Here is a 22,094-nt window from a genome sequence, read left to right on the forward strand (position 1 = left end):
CTTTGAGCAACCGGCACAACCTCCCCGATGAAGCGGGAGATTTGTGTCATAGGCAACCGAATCTTCCCGCTTCAACTCCTTTGATTTAGTGGCCTACCTCGCTGCTGTATGGCGATTCAACACAGCCGGTTTATTGGACAAACCTAGCCGGTACTTGATGTCTAATTGATAATTAATGGACAGAAACGCCCGATAATATAATAGAAGGGGTATTTAAACTTCGGGGTCTCGCGGTAGTGGTAAGACTATACAGAATTCTATCGAACAGTAAAATACTACAATTTAACGACAGTCTATCATATGTATATATTTCTTTTAATTTTACTCTCACTAATTTTTCAACAGTATATAAGGAGAATATCAACTCGGTTGTGACAGCAACTACTCCAAGTACCCGAGGTCTCGCAGATGCTCTTCGACCATTTCCTCGTCCTCGTCGATCCCGACCGACCCCTCTTCACGAAGCCGTCGCATTCGCTCTTGATGATCGTCCAACGCTGCCGATAACTCATCGTACTCCGGTGTATCTCCGGATCGGTCGTCTTCCGGCCGTTCGGCCGGCGTCTCGCGCACGTTGAAGCAGAACTCGCCGTCGTCGGCGTGCCGCAGCAGCTTCCACCCGTCCGCCCGACGCACGTAACACCGGCCGTAGTCGACTTGCCGCCCCACGTCGCCGAAGGCGTATTCTCGAGCCTCGACGTCGCCGTCGGCGACCGCGAGCGCCGAGGCTCCCTCCCAGTTCTCGGCGGGCGGGCAGTCGACCGCGTCAGCGATCGTCGGCGCCACGTCGATGAGTCGGACCTGTCCGTCCACGGTCTCGGCGCCGTAGTCCGGATGCGACACGACGAACGGCACACGGATCACGCCCTCCCAGAACTCCGGCGGGTGGCCTGCGTGACCGTGTTCTCCAACGAGCTCCCCGTGGTCGGCAGTAAAGACGACGACGGTTTCCTCCGATAGACCGCGCTCGTCGAGCGCGTCAAGCAGCGCGTCGAACTGGTCGTCCACGTACGCGCACTCGGCGTCGTAGAGCCCTCGGATCAGCTCCCACTCCTCGTCCGTGACTTCGTCCGGGTGATGAGTTCCCTTCCGAGAGAGCCCGCGACAGCGGGATAACGACAACGGCTCGTCTAAGAACCGCCGCTGGTACTCGGGAGGCGCCTCGTAGGGGTGATGCGCGTCCATGTAGTGGAGCCACGTGAACCAGTTTCTGTCTCGGTCGTCGATCCAGTTGAGCGCGCGTTCGTTCAACGACTCGGCGCGTTCGTACTCGTCCTCGGCGCCGGTCGCGCCGGCCAGCAGCGCGTCGGCGCGGTTGTACACCCGCTCGATCGTTCTGAAGACCGGCCCGTCTTTGTCGAGGTTCGACTGGACGAACTGCTTGAGGCGCCCGGCCTCGGTCCGCCCGCTCGCGTCGTACAGGGCGTCAAACCCGCGGTCGTAGTGATACGATCCGCTGGCGAAATGGTTGTCGGTGTATCCGGCGGTGGCGTACCCCGCGTCGGAGAGTGTCTCGGCCAGCGTCCGGATGTCGCTGTCCGACTCCCGCGGCGGGATTCCGAGGCCGGAGGTACCCCCGAAGTGCCTGCTCGCGTGAATCGCGGGGAACGACGCGGGCGTGGAGGGACCGTTGGCGACGCAGTCGGTGAACTCCACGGAGCCGTCGGCGAATTCGCGCGTCGCGGGCATCGTCTCAGGACTCACGCGATCGGCTCGCAACGAGTCTACTGTGAGGAGAAGAACGTTCACAATAGCCTGAACTGGACGCCACCAGACACAATACTTACGCTCCGCGCTCGCGGGGAGTGTTCCCCACGCCGTATCGATCGGCGACCTCGTCGGTGACGGTCTCCCACGTCGGGATGTCGTCCGAGACGACCCGCCGCTCGGCCGCCGTTCGTACGCAGTTCGCGACGGCGACCGGATCCGGATCCTCGACGCCGACGCACCCGTCGTGAGAGGTCCAGTCTTCGAGCGCCGCCGCTTTCCGAACCACACACGGCGTCCCCGCGGCCAGCGCTTCGGCTACGGTCATCCCGTAGGCCTCGAACGACGACATGCTCACGAATACCCTCGCACCGGCGTATAGCCTCGGTAATCGCTCTTCGTCGACGTATCCGAGGAATTCGACCCGGTCGCTCACGCCAATTTCGCGGGCGATCCGCTCTAATTCCTCGCGGAACGGTCCGCTCCCCGCAACCAAGAGGCTGTATTCTGGAAGCTCTGCCAGCGTCCGAATCACGTGTTGTACACCTTTGTATTCCTCCAGTCGTCCCACGCACAGTAGATACGGTCGCTTGCGTTCTTCGCGCGATGCGCTCGCGAACCGATCGACGTCGACGCCGTTCGGAATCACCGTCGCCTCAAGCCCGAAGTCCTCGCGCACTCGCGTCCGTTCCCACTCGCTGACCGCGATCACGTCGTCCGCTTGCCGGACTGCCCACCGTCCGAAGGGTCGGTATCCGGACAACAGCGTGTTTCGGACGCCGTTCGCGCTCTTGCCGTGGTAGTGCGTCGTCGCAACGAACCGCTCGTCGGTGACACCGACCGCCGCGAAGAACAGCGGAAACGCGTGGTAGTTGTGAGCGTGGACGACATCGGCGTTCGTACGACGGACGGCGACGGCCATCTGTGGCGCGAGGTAAAACGACTCACCGGGGTTCAGCGACCGGAAGCGTCGTATCCGGACCCCCTTGCTAGACGTTCGGGCCGACAGATCGTCGCCGGCATCCGCACTGAACGCGGTCACGTTGTGACCGCGGTCCGCGAGTCGAGTCGCAATCTCTCGCACGTGCGTCTCGACGCCGCCGGTCCGTGGCGGATAGCGGTGGGTGACGAACAGGACCTTCACGTCACTCGAACGCCTCCCGGAGCTCGGTGTCTACTTCCCACGTCCCGTCTCCCTTCCCGCGGAGCAGTTCCACGCTCGCCCGCAGCAGCGACACCTGCGTATCGAACAGCGAGTATAGCGCCTGCGCAGGCCCGAGCGCGTCACGCTGTCCGAGGAAGGTGAACAATCCCACGGCGACCGGCAGGGCCGCCCCCGCCGTACCCAACGACGCGATCGCGGCGACCGTCCCGACCACCAGCGTCAGCGTCAACAGCCACGGCGAAACGATCATGAACCACCAGTTGAACGGCAACACCAACTTCCCGTACTTCCCGTACTCCCCGAGTGCGTCGCGATGCTGGACCAGCAATCGGATCAACCCCATCGCGCGCCGGTCCTTCTGCTTCCGTCGCTTCACGAACGCCGAATGGCTTGCCTCCTTGTACTGTACCGCAGGATCGAAAATCACCCGGCCACCCTGCCGACGGATCTTCAGCGCGAGCTCCGTATCGTCGGCGAGCGAATTCGGATCGATCGGCAGCAGGGCATCGTTTTCGAACGCCGAGAACGGACCATGGAAAATGAGCGTCGAGTCGAGGTGCGACTCCAGCTGTTGGATGTGTGACTGGACCCCGCGGTACCCGGACTCCACGCCGCTCCCGCCGAGGACCTCGACGTTGCGTCCTGTGACCGCGTCCACTTTCGGGTCGGAGAGATTCGCGGCCGCTTCACGGAGGACATTCTGCGGGAGCTTTGAGTCACAGTCGGTCTTCACGACCATCTCGCGCTCGGCCGCCTCATATGCCTCGTTGAGTGCGGGCGCGAGGCCACGCCGTTCGTCCTCCTCAATCAAGGTGAGGTCGGGCGCCTCGAGATCCGCGAAGTACTCGCGAATGATCTCGCGCGTGTCATCGGTCGACGAGTCGACGACGATGAGTTCGACTTTTTCCATCGGGTAATCCAGTGCTAACAGGTCCTCAAGCTTCGTTTCGACGATTTGCGACTCGTTATATGTCGGGAGCACGACGCTCACCGTCGGTTTGGCCTCAGACTTCTCGGCCGGCGAACCGGACGGGCCCACCCACGCATACAACCCCAAAAACGCGAGGTACGGCACCGCCGTAACCGCGAGCAGCGTCCCGGTGATGGCCACGAGTGGACTCATGAACGGCGCTTGACGCCTAGGGAATATAACCCATGTGGACGGGGATCGAACAACTAGTCGCACTCTAGGGCGGCACCGATATATAACAAGTCTTAAGCACGTTTTCGCAGTGACTTCCTGTAATGAGCCAGCAACAGGACTCGTCCGAGGGCTCGGGTTCATCCCCGCTCGATCTTCTCGAACAGTGGTACCACGTTCCGGTCCTCCTCGGGACCTTCGCGTTCATGCTGTGGACGCGACTCCGATCGTACGGTAACTTCGTCCGAAACGGTGAGGTATACTTCCGTGGTAACGACGCGTGGTATCACCTCCGCGAAACGAAATACCTCCTGGAGAACTGGCCGAATACGCTTCCGTTCGACCCGTGGACGGGGTTTCCGTTTGGAAATAGTGCGGGACAGTTCGGGACCCTCTGGGACCATATCATGGTTGTTGGGATCTGGATTGCCCGGCCGATCATGGGGAGTTCTGAGGAGGTCATGCTCGTCATGCCTCCTATCGTCGGGGCGCTCGTCGCGGTGCCGACCTACTTTATTGCGCGTCGGTTCGTCGATCGAGTGCCCGCGCTTGCGGGCGTGCTGTCGCTCGCACTCTTCTCCGGCACCTTCCTCCAGTACTCACTCGTCGGCTTCCCGGACCACAGCGCGGCAGAGGTGTTTTTCCAGAGCACCGCCGTCCTCGCGTTCCTTGTCGCCTTCGCGGTCGCGGAACGGGAGAAGCCAGTCTGGGAGCTCATTGTCGATCGCGACTGGGGCGCGCTGCGACGTCCCGCCGGATTCGCAGCCGCAGCCGGTGCCGCACTCGGCCTCTACATGTGGACGTGGCAGCCAGGCGTCCTCCTGGTCGGTATCACCGGGGTCTTCCTCGCAGTGAAGATTACCAGCGATGTCTACCACGGCAAAAGCCCCGAACCGATCGCCTTCGTCGGGACAGTCGCCATGACCGTCAGCGGGACGTTACAGCTGATCCCGCTCGACACAATTTCGTTCACGCCGACGCAGTACTCGCTCCTCCAAGTGGTCCTCCCGCTTGGCGTTGCGGTCGGCGTCGTCTTCCTCGCATGGCTCGCGCGCCAGTGGGAATCGCGTGACATCGAGGCAACGAGCTACCCACCCGCCGTCGGTGGCCTCACTCTCGCGTCAGCGGCCTTCATCTGGCTCGCGGTGCCCTCACTGTGGTCAACACTGACCCGAAATCTCCTGAATTTCGTCGGCTTCAGCGCGAGTGCGTCGTTCCGTACCATCGGCGAGGGGCAACCTCCGCTTCAAGAGGCCGCCTTCTCAGACTTTGTCCTCTCGCAGTACGGCTTCGCGTTCTTCCTCGCGCTCGCCGCAATCTTGTACATCCTCGCGCGTCCGCTCTACCGCTCTGACGACACCACCCACACGCTCTACATCCCGGCCGCGCTCGCGGTCGTTGGCTCCGTCTACGCGGTCCCGCAACTGTACGGCGCGATCGGCGGCGTCGTCGGCCTCGACTGGCAGGTGGTCGGGCTCGTCATCGCCGCCGCCTTCCTCGTCGGCGCGACGTTCCTCGTCGAGTACGACACCGAGGAGCTCTACTTCGTCGTCTGGGCGGCGTTCATCGGGAGCGCTGCGTTCACGCAGACCCGCTTCAACTACTACCTCGCGGTGATCGTCGCGGTCGGCGCGGCGTACTTCCTGCAAGTCACGCTCGCCGCAATCGATCTCACCTCCCTCGCTGCGCTCCGCGACATCGAAGGGTGGCAGGTGATGACCGCGCTCGCCGTCCTCGCGGTCCTGATCGTCCCGCTCGTCGGCGTCGCCACTCCAGTCTGGACGGCTGGCAACTCTAGCCAGCCGGGCAACGTCGTCCAGTGGGACGACAGCCTCCAGTGGATGAACGACGAGACGCCCACGCCGGGTGAGCTCGAAGGCGCGGACAACCCGATGGAGCTGTACGGCACCTACGAGCGGCCCGCAGATGGCGACTTTGAGTATCCGGAGGGCGCCTACGGCGTGCAGTCGTGGTGGGACTACGGCCACTGGATCACCACGCGCGCCGAGCGCATCCCGAACGCGAACCCGTTCCAGCAGAACGCGGGCGAGGCGGCCGACTATCTCCTCGCGCCGAGCGAAGAAGAGGCTCGCGAGGTGCTCGCGAGCCAGAGCACCGAGGGCGAGCATACCCGGTACGTGATGGTCGACCGCCAGATGGCGTCACCGAACTCCAAGTTCAACGCCCCCGTCACGTTCTACTCGGGCAACGCGTCGGTGAGCGACTTCAACCGCCCGCTGTATCAACAGACCGAGCAGGGTGGGTTCCGGACGCTCATGCAGGTGAACACCCAGCGCTACCACGAGAGCCAGATGATCCGCCTGTATGAACACCACGGCAGTGCGGTTGAGCCACGACCGGTGGTTGTTGACTGGAACCAACAGGCCGCCCAGACGGCGGCTGGCGAACAGATTCAGGTGTCGGTCGCTCCGTCTAACACCTCCGCGATGATTCGACAGTTCGACACGATGGAGGAGGCGCGGGCGTTTGTCGAAGAGGATGGGAGCGCCCAAGTCGGTGGAATTGGCGGGCTCCCCTCGGAGCGTGTCGATGCGCTTGAGCATCACCGGCTTGTCCACGCCAGCCAGGCGCGGGGCCAGTCGGCCTCGGCGCTGCAGGTGCGGGTGCTCCAGCAGCTCGGCGTTAATGTCCAAGAGGTCCTCGGCGAGGGGCTGTTTGCGGCGTTCCAGGACGACTTCGTGAAGACGTTCGAACGGGTGCCCGGCGCGACGATCGAGGGGTCGGGCGCCGAGCCCGGCCAGGAAGTGCGCGCGACGGTCCAGATGCAGAAATCCTCCGGGCAGACGTTCCAGTACACCCAGTACGCCGAGGCCAACGCGGACGGGAACTTCGAGCTCACGGTGCCGTACTCGACGACTGGCTATGATGAGTTCGGCCCGGAGAACGGCTACACGAACACCAGCGTCCGCGCGACCGGTCCCTACCAGCTCTCGACCGGGCTGTCGGTCGCTAACGGTACGCCGACCGCCCGGACCGGCAGGGTTAACGTGACCGAGGCGCAGGTCGTCGGCGCGGACGACGCGGCCGCCACGGTCGCCCTCGAAGAGACGACGCTCGGCGGCGGCAGCGAGAGCGGCGACTCGGGCTCGGCCGACGACGGCTCGGGATCGTCCGACGGCGATTCCGGATCGACCGACGGCACCACCGACGACGCGAACACGACGGCGGCGATCGGCGCGCCCGCCGGGTCCGCCGTCGACGCACCCGCTGTCGACGCGAACACCCTCGATGCGTCCGCCCTCGATGCGCCCGTCTCCCGCTCGCTCGCCCCCGACGCGCCGCCGTCCTCCGCACCCGGCGCGGCGGTAGCGCGCGGTGCGGCCGCATCGCTCGCCGCGCTCGTCCCCGTCGGCGCGTAACGTCTCATGGCCGACCTCCGCGCGTGGATCGCCGTCTATCTGAAGGGGATCGCGATGGGGAGCGCGGACGCGGTCCCCGGCGTCTCCGGCGGCACCATCGCGCTGATCGTCGGCGTCTACGAGCGGCTGATCGCGGCCGTGACCGCGATCGATCCCGCCCGGATCCGCCGCGTGATCGCGGGCGTTCGTCCCGCGAAGATCCCGGACGCCCGCGCGGCGTTCCACGAGGTCGACGGCGCCTTCCTCCTCGTCCTCGGGGCGGGGATCGGCACGGCGGTCGTGGTCGTGTTGAGCGGCGTCAACTACCTCTTGGCAACTCGGCCGGTCGCGACGTACGGCTTCTTCTTCGGGCTGATCGCCGCGAGCGCGGCGGTGCTGCTCCGCGGCGTCGCGCTCGACACGCCGCGGCGCAAGGCGGCGGCGGTCGCCGGCTTCCTGCTCGCCTTCCTCGCCTCCGGGTACGCCTCGACCGGGCTCGGGAGCTCGCTGCCGGTCGTCTTCGTCGCCGGCGCGGTCGCGGTCAGCGCGATGGTGCTCCCGGGGATCTCCGGGTCGCTGCTGCTCGTCGTGCTCGGCCAGTACGAGTACATGTCCGGTACCGTGAGCCGGGCGGTCGACGGGGTCGTCGCGTTCGCCACCGGCGACGGCAGCGGCGCGCTCCTCGCGACCGTCCCGCCGGTCGCGACGTTCCTCGTCGGCGGCGTCGTCGGCCTGTTCACGGTCGCCCACGCGGTCCGCTACGCGCTCGCCCGCGCCCGGGCCGCGACGCTCGCGTTCCTCGTGAGCCTCGTTATCGGCGCGCTCCGGGCGCCCCTCGCCGAGGTGTCGATCCGGCTGGCGGCGAGCGGCGAGTCGTGGCGGGCCGCCGCGCCGCGGTTCGCGCTCGCGGCGCTCGTCGGCGCGGCGTTCGTCCTCGTGTTGGACCGGTATTCTGCGGCGATCGAGTACTGACTCGATCGTGTCTCGACCGCGACGGGGAACCGACTGCCGCTACCCGACGGCTTGAAACCGACGCTCGCCGAAGCCGTGAGACGATGCGAACGCGCCGAAGCCTGCTGGCGTCGGGGGCCGCCGGACTGGCCGGCGTCGCCGGCTGTGCCGCGCTCCCGTCCGGTCGGGCGGAGGAATCCGAAAACGACCGCGACGGCCCGAACGCCGCCGACGTCGACGCCCGACTCGGCTTCGTTGGCGATCTTATGCTCGGCCGCAGCGTCAACGAGCGATGGGCCAACGACGACCCCGCCGGCGTCTGGGGGTCGACGCTGTCGCGCCTCGACGCGCTCGACGGACTCGTCGCCAACCTGGAGTGTTGCGTCTCCGACCGCGGTACGCGGTGGCCCGACAAGGGGTACTACTTTCGGTCGGACCCCGACTTCGCGGTGCCGGCGCTGGAGGCGGCCGGCGCCTCGTTCGTCTCGCTCGCGAACAATCACATCCTCGACTTCCGGGAACCCGCGCTCCGGGACACACGCACACACCTGACCGATGCCGACATCGCCTGCGCCGGCGCCGGCACCGACCTGGCGGCGGCGCTCGAACCCGCGGTCTTCGAGGCGGGCGACCTCACGGTCGCCGCGTTCGCCCTCACCGACCAGTCCGCGGCGTTCGCCGCCGGGGAGTCGTCTCCGGGGACCGCCTTCGCGACGCTCGATCCGGGCATTGCCGAGACGCGGTCGCTCGTCGAGGGAGTTCTCGACGGCGCGCTGTCGCACGATCCGGACCTCGTCGTCGCCTCCCTCCACTGGGGCCCGAACTGGGAGACCGAACCCCGTCGGGTCCACGAGCGGTTCGGCCGGTGGCTCGTCGATCAGGGCGTCGACGTCGTCCACGGCCACAGCGCGCACGTCCTCCAAGGCGTCGAGGTGTACGAGGGTCGGCCGATCATCTACGACGCGGGCGACTTTGTCGACGACTACGTCAGCTATCAGGATCGCCAAGGCGTCCGCAACAAGCGGAGCGCGCTGTTCGAACTGGTCGTCCGCGACGGCGCCCCCGACGAACTCCGCGTCGAGCCGACCGCGATCGTCGACGAGGCCGCGACGCTGGCGGACGACGAGGTCGCCGAGTGGGTGCGCGACACCGTCGCCGAGCGCTCCGCGGCGTTCGGGACCGAGGTCGAAGAGGCGGACGGCGAGCTGACGATTCCGTTGGGAGACGACTGAGACCGGCCGCCGACGGGGTGAATTCGGTCGGCTCGAACGCTCCTCCGGCCGGTCAGGTTCAAATGGGTTCGTACGTTAGATTAAGTATGTTCGGTCTGAGCACGGCGCAACTGGAAGTCCTGCTACCGACGATCATGGTCGTGAGCCTGGTGCTTGCCGCGGCGTGGGCGCTGTCCGTGCTGTATCGAGACCCGGACTGACGGCGTCTGACCGTCGTCTCACGAGGTGCCGAGTCGGCCAGCGGTATCACTCGATTGCGATTCACGTTCGCCGTGGATCGACCGGTGTCTCGTCTATGACGGAACCGGCGGCGGGTACCGGCCGCACGGCAACGGACACTCTCGTATATGTGTGCTCCGTCAAAAGAAATATTCGAGCAAGATACGTATCAGCACGCATGACTGACGGCGGCCTCGGGCCCTGGACCGACGACCTCTCTGCTCGGGAACGGGTCAGAGAGATCGCGACAACGCTCACCGAGCCTCGCTCTGTCGAGTGGGTACGCGAGGAAGCGCAGGTGTCCGCGTGGCAAACCGCGAAAGACGAGCTCGAGATGCTCGTCGAGTTCGAGCAACTGCAGGCCGTCGACGGCGACGACGGCAACACGAAGTACGCACCGAACTACCAGCTGCGCTACTTCAGCGAACTGACCGAGCTGATCAACGCACATACGCGGGAGGAACTCCGCGAGGAAATCGCGGACATCCAGTCGGAACTCGACGAGTGGAAGGCCGAATTCGAGATCGAATCGCGTGACGAGTTGGAAGCGACGCTCACCGGGGACGGCCTCGACACCACAGCGATCCGAAAACGCAACCGTGTCCTTCGCCGGTGGGAGCGGTACGAGAACAACAAGCGCCTGCTCAAGCATGCGCTCGAACTCTACGACGACGCTCGCGAGCTCTACCCGGGACGGCACGATACGTCGGAGTCGTCGGTCTCGCTCTCACATTGACTTCCTCCCACGACTGAAGTCGTGGGATTCCTCTGTTGGGATGTCGGACTATGCCGATTCCACAGAGGCAATGTTCCCCACCGTTCGGCGGGTACTCCGGTCTGTGCGCTCCTCTTTGGGACTTTCCCTCTCGGGAGAGTCTGGTGTCTCCGACCACTTGTGGTCGTCCCACTCAAGGCACACGGGCTGAGCCATCAGCCCCACGTCCGTACCAGTCTCGCGTTCAAGGAACAGCTGACTCGCCTTGAGATCAGCATGTCCCTCGAACCCACACACGCAGCGGAACACGTCACCGTTGCGCGCTGTCTCCTCACGCTCGCCGCACTCTGGACACTCTTGGGTTGTCCACGACTCAGACTCCTCCACGACCTCGATGCCGTACTCCTCACAGACACACTCTAGCCGATCGATGAACCGCCGAAACGCCCAGAAGTTGTGCGTCTTCGCGTTCACCTCCGGCATCCAATGTGTCGAGAGCACGTCTTTGAGATCACCGACATACACAGTCGACACGCCTTCCTCGTACAACCGTTCGACGAGGTCACGAACCAGTGCGTCTTGTGCGTGATCGCGTCGGCCGTACTTCACCTTGGACAGGCGGTCGACTTGTGTACTCGACTGTTGTTGGTCGTCGAGTTTCGATTGGAGGTCCGCGATCCGTTCGGTCGTCTCGCGGAACTGGTCAAATGGACTCGAGCCATCGTACAGGTATTGGTCGCCGGTCGTGGTGGTACAAGCGACGAGGTTGTTGGCACCGACATCCAGAGCGGCTGTGTCATCAGCCAGTGGAGTTGCCCGTGTGTCGTCAGGAATCGTCACGGGCTGCGAGGCTCTGAATGTGCCATCAGTTTCGTCGTACCACACTTCTAACCGGCCTTGGTCCTCGTAGTCGGGCCAGTTCGGTTCGCCGACGATCTCAAGCCGGAGGCGGCTTTTCGGGCTGTTGTGTCTGTCTCGGAGGTCTTCCCCGACGACGATCTCAAGTCGCGATCGTGTGCCCCACTCGACGCTGTATGCGTCTTTCCGGATGAGTCCTTTGAGGACACGCCCGTCATCTTTGTTTCCCCGGAACCCCGGCGGGTTGGGGTGCTCCGTGACCGAGTCGTTTGACTCGTCATAATATGCGTTCTTACTCTCGAAGAACGCAGTCCACGCTTCGCTGTTTTTCGAAATTACTTGTTGGGCAGTGGACGCGCCGAGGACAGGTTTGTACTGTCCTTCCAGTGAGCCGGTGTCTGCGTCCCAGACACTCTCATCTTCGAGACCGTCTTCGTCATTGTACCGCATGAGGCGCTCGTAGTTGACCTCATTCCAGAGTGCGGCTGACGCATCCAACAGGTCCCGTAGTACGTGCTCCCCAGCCTCGGAGAGCGGCCGCACGGCGAACGTGTTGGTGCGCTTCATCGCTATTGAGTATGTGAACCCACAAATACAAATAGCTATGCTTTTTCTATTAGAGCATGCCGAACAATATTCACATCGAAGTAGCTGATGACGAGCAGTTCGAGAAGATGAAACAACTGAAAAACAGGTACGGATTGACGTGGAAGGGGTTGCTGGTGCAGGGGATGAAGCGGGTGGAAGAAGGAGATTTGTAACGTGGGACACCCGGCGGGCAAACGCCGTGGTTTGATAACTGGCCGACGGATTCCCCCGCGACTGAAGCCGTGAGATCTCTCCTGCATTCTCAGTAGCGTCTCATGATCTTTCTCGCAAATCGTGTGAATCTCAACAAACGGATACGACTCTCCAGGATTTTCAAACTAGGTAGCGAGGCGGATTCCTCGCCCCACGGTGGGCGGGGAGGAAGCCGACACGCTGCCACAACCCACCAAATATTAATCACCACCTCTTTCCAACCGGCTACAGACTCAGGCTTCTTCGGCGGACTCTCCGGTCGACCGAGTCTGGTATCACACGTCCGCCGGGAACAAGGTCGGAGTCCGGGCCGCGATCGCACCCGAACGGTTCCTCGAAGCGTCGTACCCTGTCGGCGAGGCTGAACTACAGGTCAGGTTCGACTTTCCGCGGACCCATTCGTACGACTTCTACGGGATTCAGTGGATCGAATCCGATCGGGATCTCATGGTGGGATGGCATCAAGACGAAACGCACACCGAGCTCGGAGAGTGCCACTTCCAGATCAACTACCGAGGCGAAACCGTCCAGCGAGCCGAAGCCACGTTTCTCGACGCGCATCCGCTGAACGTGCTCGATCGTCGACTCGACGATCTCGTGGACGCGCTCGACGCACTGACGTGGGACGACGGGACTCCGAGCCTGCCGGCGGGAGCGGTCAAATGACCCGTTCGCTTCGCCCCCGCTCCCCGCCGGGGTCCAAACCCTGTTAGGGCCCGGTCGTCAACGGCGCCCGTGACGGACACCAACCGAGAGTGGCTGCTCGCCGAGCGCCCGACCGGCGAGCCCGACCTGGACTGCTTCGAACTGCGCGAGACCGACGTTCCGGTCCCCGCGCCGGGCGAGCTCCTCGTCCGCACCCGGTTCCTCTCTGTCGACCCGTACATGCGCGGGCGGATGCGCGACGCCGAGTCGTACGCCGAGCCGTGGGCCGTCGGCGACCCCCTCAAGGGCGGGATCGTCGGGGAGGTGATCGAGAGCGAGCACGACGCCTACGACCCGGGCGACCTCGTGACCGGCGAGGGCCGGTGGGCCGACTACGCGACGCTCGACGCCGACGACGTCGCGCCGGTCGACCCGACGGTCGCCGATCCGGAGGCGTACCTCGGCGTCCTCGGGATGCCCGGCCGGACCGCCTACTTCGGCCTGCTGGAGGTCGGCGAGCCCAAGCCGGGCGACACGGTCGTCGTCTCCGGCGCCGCGGGCGCGGTCGGCTCGGTGGTCGGCCAGATCGCGAAGCGCGCCGGCTGTCGCGTCGTCGGCTTCGCCGGCTCCGACGAGAAGACGACGTGGCTCACGGACGAGCTCGGCTTCGACGCCGCGATCAACTACGAGGCGACCGACGACTACCGCGACGCGCTCGACGAGGCCGCGCCCGACGGCGTGGACGTCTACTTCGACAACGTCGGCGGTCCAATCACGGACGCCGTCTTCACCGAGCTGAACCTCGACGCCCGGGTCGCCGTCTGCGGGCAGATCGCCCACTACAACGAGGAGGAGACGCCGACCGGGCCGCGGAAGCTCCCCGGGCTCATTCCGGTGCGAGCGCGCGTGCAAGGGCTGCTCGTCAGCGACTTCGCGACCCGGTTCGGCGAGGCCGGCGAGCGCCTCGGGCGCTGGGTCGCGAGCGGCGACCTCGAACACCGCGAGACGGTCGTGGAGGGGTTAGAGCGCGCGCCCGACGCCTTCCTCGGGCTGTTCGCGGGCGACAACGTCGGGAAGCAGGTGGTGCGGGTGGCGGCGGCGGACGAGGAGTAGCGACAAGCGAACGACTTCGTCGGCGACCGCCGTTCCGCGGATTCGCACAGATATTTGAGAGATACAAAGATATATTGAGGCCCTCCACGTAGATGGCAGTATGAGCGAGTTCGATCCGGCACCGGAACCCGGAGCCGAGGGGTCTCGGTGGCAGGACGATACGGACACGTTCGGCCGGGTCTACGACGTCGTGCTCGGGATCACGTCGCCGACGGCGTACACCGACATCGCGGAGCTCGCGGACTGCTCTCCGAACGCGGCGAAGAAGCATCTCGACCGACTGGCGGAGATGGGCGTCGCTCGCGCGAACCGAGAGACCCGCCCCGCGACGTACGAGCGACACGACGGCTACCTCGAATGGCAGGACGCGAGCCGGATCGCCGCGGAGCTCTCCGTCGACGAAATTGTCGGTCGCGTCGCGGCGCTCGAAGAGCGGCGAGCCGAATACGAGGACCGATTCGAGACCGCCGATCCGAACTCCGTCTCCGTGTTCGAAGCCGCCGACCACGAGACGATCCACGACCGAATGACCGCGGTAAGCGAGTGGAAGGGCGTGACTCGGGACATTCGACTCTACGAACTGGCCCGCCGGCTCTCGGAGAACGACGGTCACCTGATCCCCGCCTGAAGATGGACCCGCCCTCCGATAGTTCGGCGTCCGGCTCGACCGGTCCGCCCGACCGACAGACGTTACGACTGATCGAGCGACAACTGACGGCCGATCCGCTGGTCGACGAGGTCCAGTTCGAACCGGATCCGTACGAACCGCGGCTCCTTCGCGCGTCGCTCGCCGCGGACCGCTACCCCGAGACGGTGGCTACGGCGCGAATCGACGTTCGGTGGTTCGCCACGGGCGACTTCTCGATACACTACGTCGAGACTCGGGATACCGGTCGATGGGAGTGTCGCTGGGACCGACATCCGAACGCGCACAACAGCCGAGTGCACTTTCACGAACCGCCGACGGGCGCTACGGTCACGGACCTCGACCTGTCGTCGCTCCACCCGCTCGAAGTACATGCGACCGTACTCGATGCGGTCGAGGGGCGGATCGAGGCGGTTTGGTCCGGGCCGCCCCAGGAGTGACACCCCCTTTCGCTCTGACCCCCCGCCCGTCCGGCGGCTATCGTTAAGTAGCCTGACCGCTTTCCTTCCGGACAGATGCCTCACGACGCGCGAGCCAGACTGAGCGATCTCCGGCGGGCGTTCCACCGCCATCCGGAGCCGGGGTGGCGGGAGTTCCGGACGACCGCCCGCGTCGTCGAGGAGCTCGAACGCATCGGCGTCGACGAGATCGCCGTCGGCCGCGAGGCGCTCGCGACCGACGAGCGGATGGCCGTTCCCGACGACGACGAGATCCGACCGTGGCTCGACCGGGCCCGCGACGCCGGGGTCGACGGGGACCTGCTCGACCGGACCGCGGGCGGCCACACGGGCGTCGTCGCGACGCTCGCGCGGGGCGAGGGGCCGTGTATCGGCCTGCGCGTCGACCTCGACGCGATCTCGATCCGCGAGTCGACCGACCCCGACCACCGGCCGGCCGCGGAGGGGTTCCGCTCGGAACACGACGGCTACATGCACGCCTGCGGCCACGACGCGCACCTCGCGATCGCGCTCGGGACGGTCGAGGCGATCGCCGACAGCGACTTCGAAGGCACCCTCAAGGTGTTCTTCCAGCCGGCCGAGGAGGTCTCCGGCGGCGGGAAGGCGATGGCCGAGAGCGGCCACCTCGACGGCGTCGACTACCTCTTCGCGCTCCACGTCGGGCTCGGACACCCGACGGGCGAGATCGTCGCCGGCGCGGAGAGCCCGCTGGCGATGGCGCACCTGACGGCCACCTTCGAGGGGGCGAGCGCCCATGCGGGGAAGGCGCCGAACGAGGGCGCGAACGCCATGCAGGCGGCCGCGGCCGCGATCCAGAACGCGTACGGGATCGCGCGCCACGCCGACGGCGCGACGCGGGTGAACGTCGGCCGGATCGAGGGCGGCTCCGCGAGCAACGTCGTCGCCGAGGCGGTGACGATCGAGGCGGAGGTCCGCGGCGAGACGACCGCGCTGATGACGTACGCGCGCACCGAGCTCGAACGGGTCCTGTACGCCGCCGCCGAGCTCCACGACTGCGACGTCACCCCCCGCGTGATCAGCGAGTCGCCGTGCGTCGACAGCCACCCGGCGCTCCGGGAGGTCATCGGCAACGTGGCGTGGGACGTCGACGGCGTCGACCGCGTGGTCCCGACCGAGGAGTTCGGCGTGAGCGAGGACGGGACCTACCTGATGGGGCGGGTTCAGGACGCCGGCGGGCTCGCGTCGTACGTCCTCGTCGGCACCGACCACCCGACGAGCCACCACACCCCGACGTTCGATATCGACGAGGAGAGCCTCGGGATCGGCGTCGACCTGCTGTCGGACGCGTTCGTCGAGCTCTCGCGGCGGCGCCCGTAGCGGGACTGTAAGCGAGTCTTCGCGGCCCGAGCGAGCGCGAGCGCGTTCGCGGGACCAGTACTGTTAATCCCGTGGCACCCGGTGTTCGGGACATGAGCCAGAACGACGTGCCGGAGTCGCTGGAGGCGGCGGCCGAGTCGGACCGGCCCCGCGGCATCCTCACCCCCTCCGACCGTGACTTTCTGCTCGGGCGCAAGACGGACTACACGGACCACTCCCGCAAGCAGAAGCGGAACCGGATCCGGCGCCGCGTCCGGAACGCCATCCTCGATTTCAGCATCCTCTTCGAGTGTCTGGAGGAGCGCGATCGGAAGACGGTGTTCGACCCGGACGACGAGGACCGCGAGGCGTACACCCAGGGGATCACCGACATGCTCGCGTTCCTCCACCTCGGCACGATGGGGTACCACACGCCGTTCAAGGACATGCTCTCGGAGGGGGTCGGCAAGGCGGAACAGCGGCTCGCCGGGTCGAACTACCGCATGGTCAACGTCGAGTTCAACGTCGACCCGGTCGGCCAGATCGACGTCGACGAGGTGGTCGGGAAGCTCGAGGACGAGGAGTTCGCCGAGCTCACCGACGAGGAGCTGCGCGCGTTCGTCCGCCTGCTGACCATGTCGGACTCCTTCTCGCCGGAGGAGGCCGGCGAGGAGATCAAGGACCGCGTCGACGAGTTCGCCGAGCGACTGACGGAGAGCGCCGCCTCCCACGAGCGCACGCTCGAAGAGCTGACGAACTAACGCGTTGCCGGCGGGCCGACGCGTTGCCGACGGGCTGAGCACCGACCGCTCCCGACGGTCCAGCCCCGGCCGGTAACGAATATCGGTGACACGCCATCCGCCGCCGACCCGTTTTTCGACGCGGACTCGACCTTGACAGGTTCGCCGCCGTTCGAGTTTCGGCGCGGTTCGACACGATGTCTTCGGTTATCTCGGTGTTTTCTTGCTGACTGTCGAGTAAACTCCGTTAGAAGTTGTCGATCGCGTCTCTTCCGGATCCTATACGGTTCTCGTTGAATATATATACATACTTCATAATACGGTTATGAGGCGCCACACTGAGAAACACTTATTGTGTACAATTTCGATCCACCGTGTATGCCAGCACGTGGCATGGTACTCGACCGGCGGAGGCACCGTGGACCAAGTAGTCGTCGCCGTGACGGAGGTGTCACGCCGTGAGCGGCTCGGAGGGGGGCATTTTCACCGAGTTCCGCGAGGAGATCGACCCGATCGTCTTCGCGTTCGGCGCGCTGATCACGCTCGGCGTGATCGTCGCGTTCTTCATCAGCCCGTCCGCCGTCGAGAGCGGCATCTCGTCGCTGAACAGTCAGCTGCTCGGCGCGTTCAACTGGGCGCTGCTGCTCATTGTCTTCCTGATCGTCCTCTTCCTCCTCTTCCTGATCGTCGGCCCGTGGGGAGCGATCAAGCTCGGCGACGAGCCGCCTGAGTACAGCTTCCTCTCCTTCTTCGCGATGCTGTACTCGGCGGGCTTCGCGGCCGGCGTCGTCTTCTGGGGCCCGACGGAGGCGCTGTTCTACTACAACAACCCCTCGCCGCTGTTCGGTGGGGTCGAGGGCGGATCGGCCGAGGCGATGACGGTCGCCGTCCAGCAGACGCTGTTCCACTGGGCGCTGCCGCAGCTCGCGGTGTTCACCATCATGGGCATCGCGATCGGTTACTTCGCGTACAACTACGACAACGTCCCGCTGCGGGTCTCGTCGGCGCTCACGCCGATCCTCGGCGCCGACAACCTCGACGGCCCGGCCGCGAAGGTCGTCGACATCCTCGCCGTCTTCGCGACGATCGGCGGCGTCGCCACCTCGCTCGGCTTCATCGGGAGCCAGTTCGTCACCGGCCTCGACTACCAGTGGGGGATCAGCATGGGCGACCTGGGAATCCTCCTCGTCGTCACCATGATGACCCTCCTGTTCACGACCTCGATGGTGCTCGGGGTCGACAAGGGGATCCGCCGGCTGTCGAACTTCAACATGATCCTCTTCGTCGCGCTCATGCTCGTGACGTTCGTCGTGGGCCCGACGCTGTTCCTCGTGCTGCTCGGCACGCAGGCGTTCGGCGGGATGGTCAGCGAGTTCGTCTCGATGAGCCTCTTCACCGGCGCCGGGGCGATGGGGGGCGGCGACGGGAGCGCGACCAGCTGGATGAACGCGTGGACCGTGTTCTACTGGGCGTGGGCGCTCTCGTGGTCGCCGTTCGCGGGGCTGTTCATCGCGCGGATCTCCAAGGGGCGGACCGTCCGCGAGGTCGCGTTCACGGGGATCGTCGCGACATCCGGCGCCACCATCCCGTGGTTCACCTTCGTCGGCGGCACGGCGGTGTGGGCTCAGCACAACGGCATCGCCGACTTCGGCGCGGTGATCGCCGGCGAGGCCGGCCCCGAGGTGTCCGGGTTCATCCTCTTCGAGGCGCTGAACTTCTCGCTGAACGTCGGGGGCGCGTCGATGACGATCCCGGTGGGCTCCGTGCTGATCTACGCGTTCATGATACTCGTGACGACCTTCTTCGTCACGTCCGCGGACTCCTCGACGCTGGCCGTCTCGATGATGACCACCGGCGGGAAGGCCGAGCCGTCGAACGTCAACCGGATCTTCTGGGGGGTCGTCCTCGGGATGACCGCGGCGATCCTGATGATCCTCGGCGGCAGCGGCAGCGCGAACACGCTCCAGCAGGCGGCGATCATCACCGGGACGCCGTTCGCGCTCGTCTGCTTCCTCGCGATGCTGTCGCTGATCAAGGACTTCGGCGGGAACTACGCCCAGGTGCTGTTCCAGCGTGAGACCGTGCTGTGGGGGTCGCGCGACGACGCCGACGCCCCGTCGAGACCGGTCGAGTCCGCCGGATCGGACGACGACTGACGGCGGTCGCGTCCGATTCGTCCGGCCGCTATACCAAGTTTTAATGTACGTAGTACACATAATCTGTGTATGGATAGGGACACGGCCGAACCGTCCGCGGACGCGATCCCCGGCCCGAACGCGCGGCGCTGGGTCGACTTCCACCAGTCGCACTCCGCGCCCAGCGAGTACTCCCACGAGTTCGTCTGGGACGTGACCCGCGAGGCGGACGGCCCCTTCGTCACCGACGTCGACGGCAACGTCCTCCTCGATTTCACCTGTCACATCGGCGCGGCCCCCCTCGGCTACAACAACGAGAAGGTGCTCTCGAAGCTGCGAGAGTTCGACCTCGTCGAGCCGCTGAAGATCGCCGGCCAGGACATGTACTTCGGCTCCGGTCCGACCCCGGAGGAGGCGGACTTCCCCGGGTCGAGTCACCTCATGGACCGGCTGACCGACGTCTCGGATCAGTACGGGATGGACACCGTCTTCCTCTCGAACTCGGGCGCCGAGGCGATGGAGAACGCGATGAAGATCACGCACGACCACCGCTCGCCCGCGAAGTACGGCGTCGCCTTCGAGGGGAGCTTCCACGGCCGCACGCTCGGGACGCTCTCGCTGACGAAGTCGAAGGACGTGTACACGCGCCGCTACCCCGAGATCGGCGGGATCGAGACGGTGCCGTTCTGCGCGGACCGCGGCTGCGACGCCGAGACCTGCGACTGCGGCTTCTTCGCCGGCGGCGGCTCCCGGCTCCGGAGCATGCTCGCGCCCGAGGGCGGCCGCGTCGACCCCGCGGAGATCGCCTTCCTGACGCTCGAACCGATCCAGGGCGTCGGCGGCTACCGCTTCCCCAGCGACGCGTTCATGGACGAGGTCGCGGCCGTCACCGACGAGTACGACATCCCGCTCGTCGCCGACGAGATCCAGTCCGGCGTCGGGCGGACCGGGGAGATCTGGGCGTCCGACCACTACCCCATCGAGCCGGACGTGATCGCGGCCGCGAAGGCGCTGCGCGTCGGCGCGACGATCTCCCGGTCGGACGTCTTCCCCTCGGAGAAGAACCGCCTCGGCTCGACGTTCGGCGGCGGCGACCTCCTCGGCTCGATGATGGGCGCGCTCACGCTGGAGGCGATCGAGGAACACGGCCTGCTCGACAACGCGACCCGGCGCGGCCGGCAGGCGAGGGAGCTCCTCCGCGACGACGCGCCGGAGACCGTCGTCGACGTCCGCGGCAAGGGGCTGATGCTCGCGGTGGAGTTCGACACGCCCGAGCGGCGCTCGGCCGTCGTCGAGGCCGCCCTCGATCGCGGCCTCCTGACGCTCGGCTGCGGGAAGAAGACGATTCGGCTCCTCCCTCCACTCGACGCGACCGAACGCGAGATCGCGCTCGGGACCGGGCTCTTCCTCGACGCGGTCGACGCCGTCAGCGCGAGCGCGGCGGTCAGCTGACGGCCTTCGTCGTCTCCTCGCCGTCGGGATCGTCGCCGCTCACCCCTGACCGGACCCGTCGCCGGTCGCCCCCGACCGGACGGTCGCGTGGCCCCCGGTGTGCGGCACGGGGTGCCGGCGTTCGAGGTCCCGGATCGCGCCGACGAGGACGTCCACCCCGTGTCGGATGCTCCGCTCGTCGACGTCGAACGTCGGGGTGTGGTGGCTCGTCGGGTGGTCGGTGCCGACGATGAGGTACGTCGCCAGCCCGCCCTCGTCCTGGACGCGCTCCATCAGGAACGTCGCGTCCTCGCTCGCGCCGAAGTCCGCCGCCGGGCGCACGCCGTCGATCCCGTCGACCCCCTCGGCGACCTCGGTCACCAGCGCCTGCAGCTCCGGGTCGCTGTCCGCGCGCGGCGACTCGCTCACCACGTCGACGGTCCCGCGACAGCCGTGCATCGTCGCCGCGGCGCGCACGGTGGTCTCGAACCGGCGTTTCACGTACTCCATCAGCTCGGTCGTCTCGCCGCGAGCCTCGGCCTCCATCTCCGCGCGCTCGGCGACGACGTTGCTCGCGCTGCCGGCTTCGGCCCACCCGACGTTCACCCGCGTCATGCCGTCGGCGTGGCGCGCGATCCCGTACGCGTTCACGATCGCCGTCCCCATCGCCTGCATCGCGTTGTCGCCCTCGTTCGGGGCCTTTCCGGCGTGCGCCGACGTGCCCTCGATCGTCGCGTCCAGGTGCGCCATCGCCAGCGGCTTCTCGATCCCCGCCACGACTTCGCCGGTCGGGTGATCGAGGCCGACGTGGACCGCGAGCAGGTAGTCGAGGTCGTCCGCGAACCGGCTCTCGGCCATCGGGTGGCCGCCGCCGCCGGTCTCCTCGGCCGGCTGGAAGAAGACGACCAGCCGGCCGGCGAAGTCGCTCTCGGCGATCGCTTCGAGGACGGCGAGCCCCCACGTCATGTGCACGTCGTGGCCGCAGGCGTGCATCGTCCCGTCGATCTCGGAGCGGAACCCCTCGTCGACGGGGTCGTGGTCGGGGGCGGTCGACTCCTCGATGAACAGCCCGTCGATGTCGACGCGCAGGCCGATCGCGGGCCCCTCGCCGCGGTCGAGGACGGCGACGCAGCCGGTGTTCCCGCCGGTCATGCGGTCGAGCAGCTCCTCGTCCGCGCCGTGCTCGCGGGTGCGCTCGATCCACGGCTCCAGGTCGGCGTCGGGGACCGCCATGCGGTCGGCCGGGTCGTACGCGTCCGGGCCGATCGCGAGTTCATCGACGCCGATCGACCGAATCTCCTCGGCGAGCGTCGCCGTCGTGAGGAACTCGCGCCACGCGGGCTCCGGGTGTCGGTGGAAGCGGCGGCGGACGCTGGCGAGCCGATCGCGGATCGGTTCGTTCATGCGAGTGGCTCTCTCGCTCGACCGTCTTAAGCGTGGCTCGTCGTACACGATTGTCGT

Annotated in this window: 18 protein-coding genes; 13 read left to right on the forward strand and 5 right to left on the reverse strand. The window is 66.2% G+C overall.

Annotated elements, in window-relative coordinates; translation table 11 throughout:
• Positions 1-381 precede the first annotated feature (381 nt).
• Genes NO900_RS11005 through NO900_RS11015 form a run of 3 tightly spaced genes read right to left on the reverse strand, consistent with a single transcriptional unit; the run spans position 382 to position 3,995 of the window.
• Positions 382-1,749, reverse strand: coding sequence for a sulfatase (locus tag NO900_RS11005; protein ID WP_256409635.1), 1,368 nt, complete (start codon positions 1,747-1,749; stop codon positions 382-384).
• 34 nt (positions 1,750-1,783) lie between these two features.
• Complete coding sequence (locus NO900_RS11010) at positions 1,784-2,851, reverse strand: glycosyltransferase family 4 protein (RefSeq protein ID WP_256409275.1); 1,068 nt, start codon at positions 2,849-2,851, stop codon at positions 1,784-1,786.
• Between the two features lies 1 nt (position 2,852).
• A complete protein-coding gene (locus NO900_RS11015; RefSeq protein WP_256409276.1) occupies positions 2,853-3,995 on the reverse strand; it encodes a glycosyltransferase in 1,143 nt (380 codons plus the stop codon).
• Between the two features lie 122 nt (positions 3,996-4,117).
• Here NO900_RS11015 and NO900_RS11020 point away from each other — a divergent pair, with 122 nt between their 5' ends.
• The 4 genes from NO900_RS11020 to NO900_RS11035 all read left to right on the forward strand — a co-directional run bounded on the left by NO900_RS11020 (position 4,118) and on the right by NO900_RS11035 (position 10,510).
• Positions 4,118-7,393 carry an oligosaccharyl transferase, archaeosortase A system-associated gene (locus NO900_RS11020; RefSeq protein ID WP_256409277.1) on the forward strand — a complete coding sequence of 1,092 codons (3,276 nt, stop codon included), beginning with the start codon at positions 4,118-4,120 and terminating at the stop codon, positions 7,391-7,393.
• A 6-nt stretch (positions 7,394-7,399) separates the two neighbouring features.
• Positions 7,400-8,344: a DUF368 domain-containing protein gene (locus NO900_RS11025; protein WP_256409278.1), complete on the forward strand. Its 945-nt coding sequence runs from the start codon at positions 7,400-7,402 to the stop codon at positions 8,342-8,344.
• 83 nt (positions 8,345-8,427) lie between these two features.
• Positions 8,428-9,555, forward strand: coding sequence for a CapA family protein (locus NO900_RS11030; RefSeq protein ID WP_256409279.1), 1,128 nt, complete (start codon positions 8,428-8,430; stop codon positions 9,553-9,555).
• Between the two features lie 397 nt (positions 9,556-9,952).
• Complete coding sequence (locus NO900_RS11035; RefSeq protein ID WP_256409280.1) at positions 9,953-10,510, forward strand: DUF7342 family protein; 558 nt, start codon at positions 9,953-9,955, stop codon at positions 10,508-10,510.
• 48 nt (positions 10,511-10,558) lie between these two features.
• On the opposite strand, the gene NO900_RS11040 is transcribed toward NO900_RS11035, so the two are convergent.
• Positions 10,559-11,914 (reverse strand): RNA-guided endonuclease InsQ/TnpB family protein, encoded by a 1,356-nt coding sequence (locus tag NO900_RS11040; RefSeq protein WP_256409281.1) that lies wholly within the window; start codon positions 11,912-11,914, stop codon positions 10,559-10,561.
• Positions 11,915-11,970: 56 nt separating this feature from the next.
• On the opposite strand from NO900_RS11040, the gene NO900_RS11045 reads away from it, so the two are divergent.
• The 9 genes from NO900_RS11045 to NO900_RS11085 all read left to right on the forward strand — a co-directional run bounded on the left by NO900_RS11045 (position 11,971) and on the right by NO900_RS11085 (position 20,654).
• Positions 11,971-12,108, forward strand: a complete 138-nt coding sequence (locus NO900_RS11045; RefSeq protein WP_256409282.1) for a hypothetical protein — start codon at positions 11,971-11,973, stop codon at positions 12,106-12,108.
• A 487-nt stretch (positions 12,109-12,595) separates the two neighbouring features.
• Positions 12,596-12,814 carry a hypothetical protein gene (locus NO900_RS11050; protein WP_256409283.1) on the forward strand — a complete coding sequence of 73 codons (219 nt, stop codon included), beginning with the start codon at positions 12,596-12,598 and terminating at the stop codon, positions 12,812-12,814.
• Between the two features lie 69 nt (positions 12,815-12,883).
• Positions 12,884-13,906 (forward strand): NADP-dependent oxidoreductase, encoded by a 1,023-nt coding sequence (locus NO900_RS11055; protein WP_256409284.1) that lies wholly within the window; start codon positions 12,884-12,886, stop codon positions 13,904-13,906.
• A 100-nt stretch (positions 13,907-14,006) separates the two neighbouring features.
• Positions 14,007-14,534, forward strand: a complete 528-nt coding sequence (locus NO900_RS11060; RefSeq protein ID WP_256409285.1) for a DUF7342 family protein — start codon at positions 14,007-14,009, stop codon at positions 14,532-14,534.
• Positions 14,535-14,536: 2 nt separating this feature from the next.
• Positions 14,537-14,992, forward strand: coding sequence for a toxin-antitoxin system TumE family protein (locus tag NO900_RS17610; protein ID WP_379791722.1), 456 nt, complete (start codon positions 14,537-14,539; stop codon positions 14,990-14,992).
• A 75-nt stretch (positions 14,993-15,067) separates the two neighbouring features.
• The gene (locus tag NO900_RS11070) at positions 15,068-16,348 is read left to right on the forward strand and encodes an amidohydrolase (protein ID WP_256409287.1); all 1,281 of its coding nucleotides are present in this window, start codon (positions 15,068-15,070) and stop codon (positions 16,346-16,348) included.
• A gap of 92 nt (positions 16,349-16,440) precedes the next feature.
• Positions 16,441-17,088, forward strand: a complete 648-nt coding sequence (locus NO900_RS11075) for a DUF8102 family protein (RefSeq protein WP_256409288.1) — start codon at positions 16,441-16,443, stop codon at positions 17,086-17,088.
• 437 nt (positions 17,089-17,525) lie between these two features.
• Positions 17,526-19,223, forward strand: a complete 1,698-nt coding sequence (locus NO900_RS11080; protein ID WP_256409289.1) for a BCCT family transporter — start codon at positions 17,526-17,528, stop codon at positions 19,221-19,223.
• 69 nt (positions 19,224-19,292) lie between these two features.
• Positions 19,293-20,654 carry an aminotransferase class III-fold pyridoxal phosphate-dependent enzyme gene (locus NO900_RS11085; protein WP_256409290.1) on the forward strand — a complete coding sequence of 454 codons (1,362 nt, stop codon included), beginning with the start codon at positions 19,293-19,295 and terminating at the stop codon, positions 20,652-20,654.
• Between the two features lie 39 nt (positions 20,655-20,693).
• On the opposite strand, the gene NO900_RS11090 is transcribed toward NO900_RS11085, so the two are convergent.
• Positions 20,694-22,037 (reverse strand): amidohydrolase, encoded by a 1,344-nt coding sequence (locus NO900_RS11090; protein WP_256409291.1) that lies wholly within the window; start codon positions 22,035-22,037, stop codon positions 20,694-20,696.
• Positions 22,038-22,094: the final 57 nt, after the last annotated feature.

The sequence above is a fragment of the Halorubrum rutilum genome, assembly GCF_024494565.1.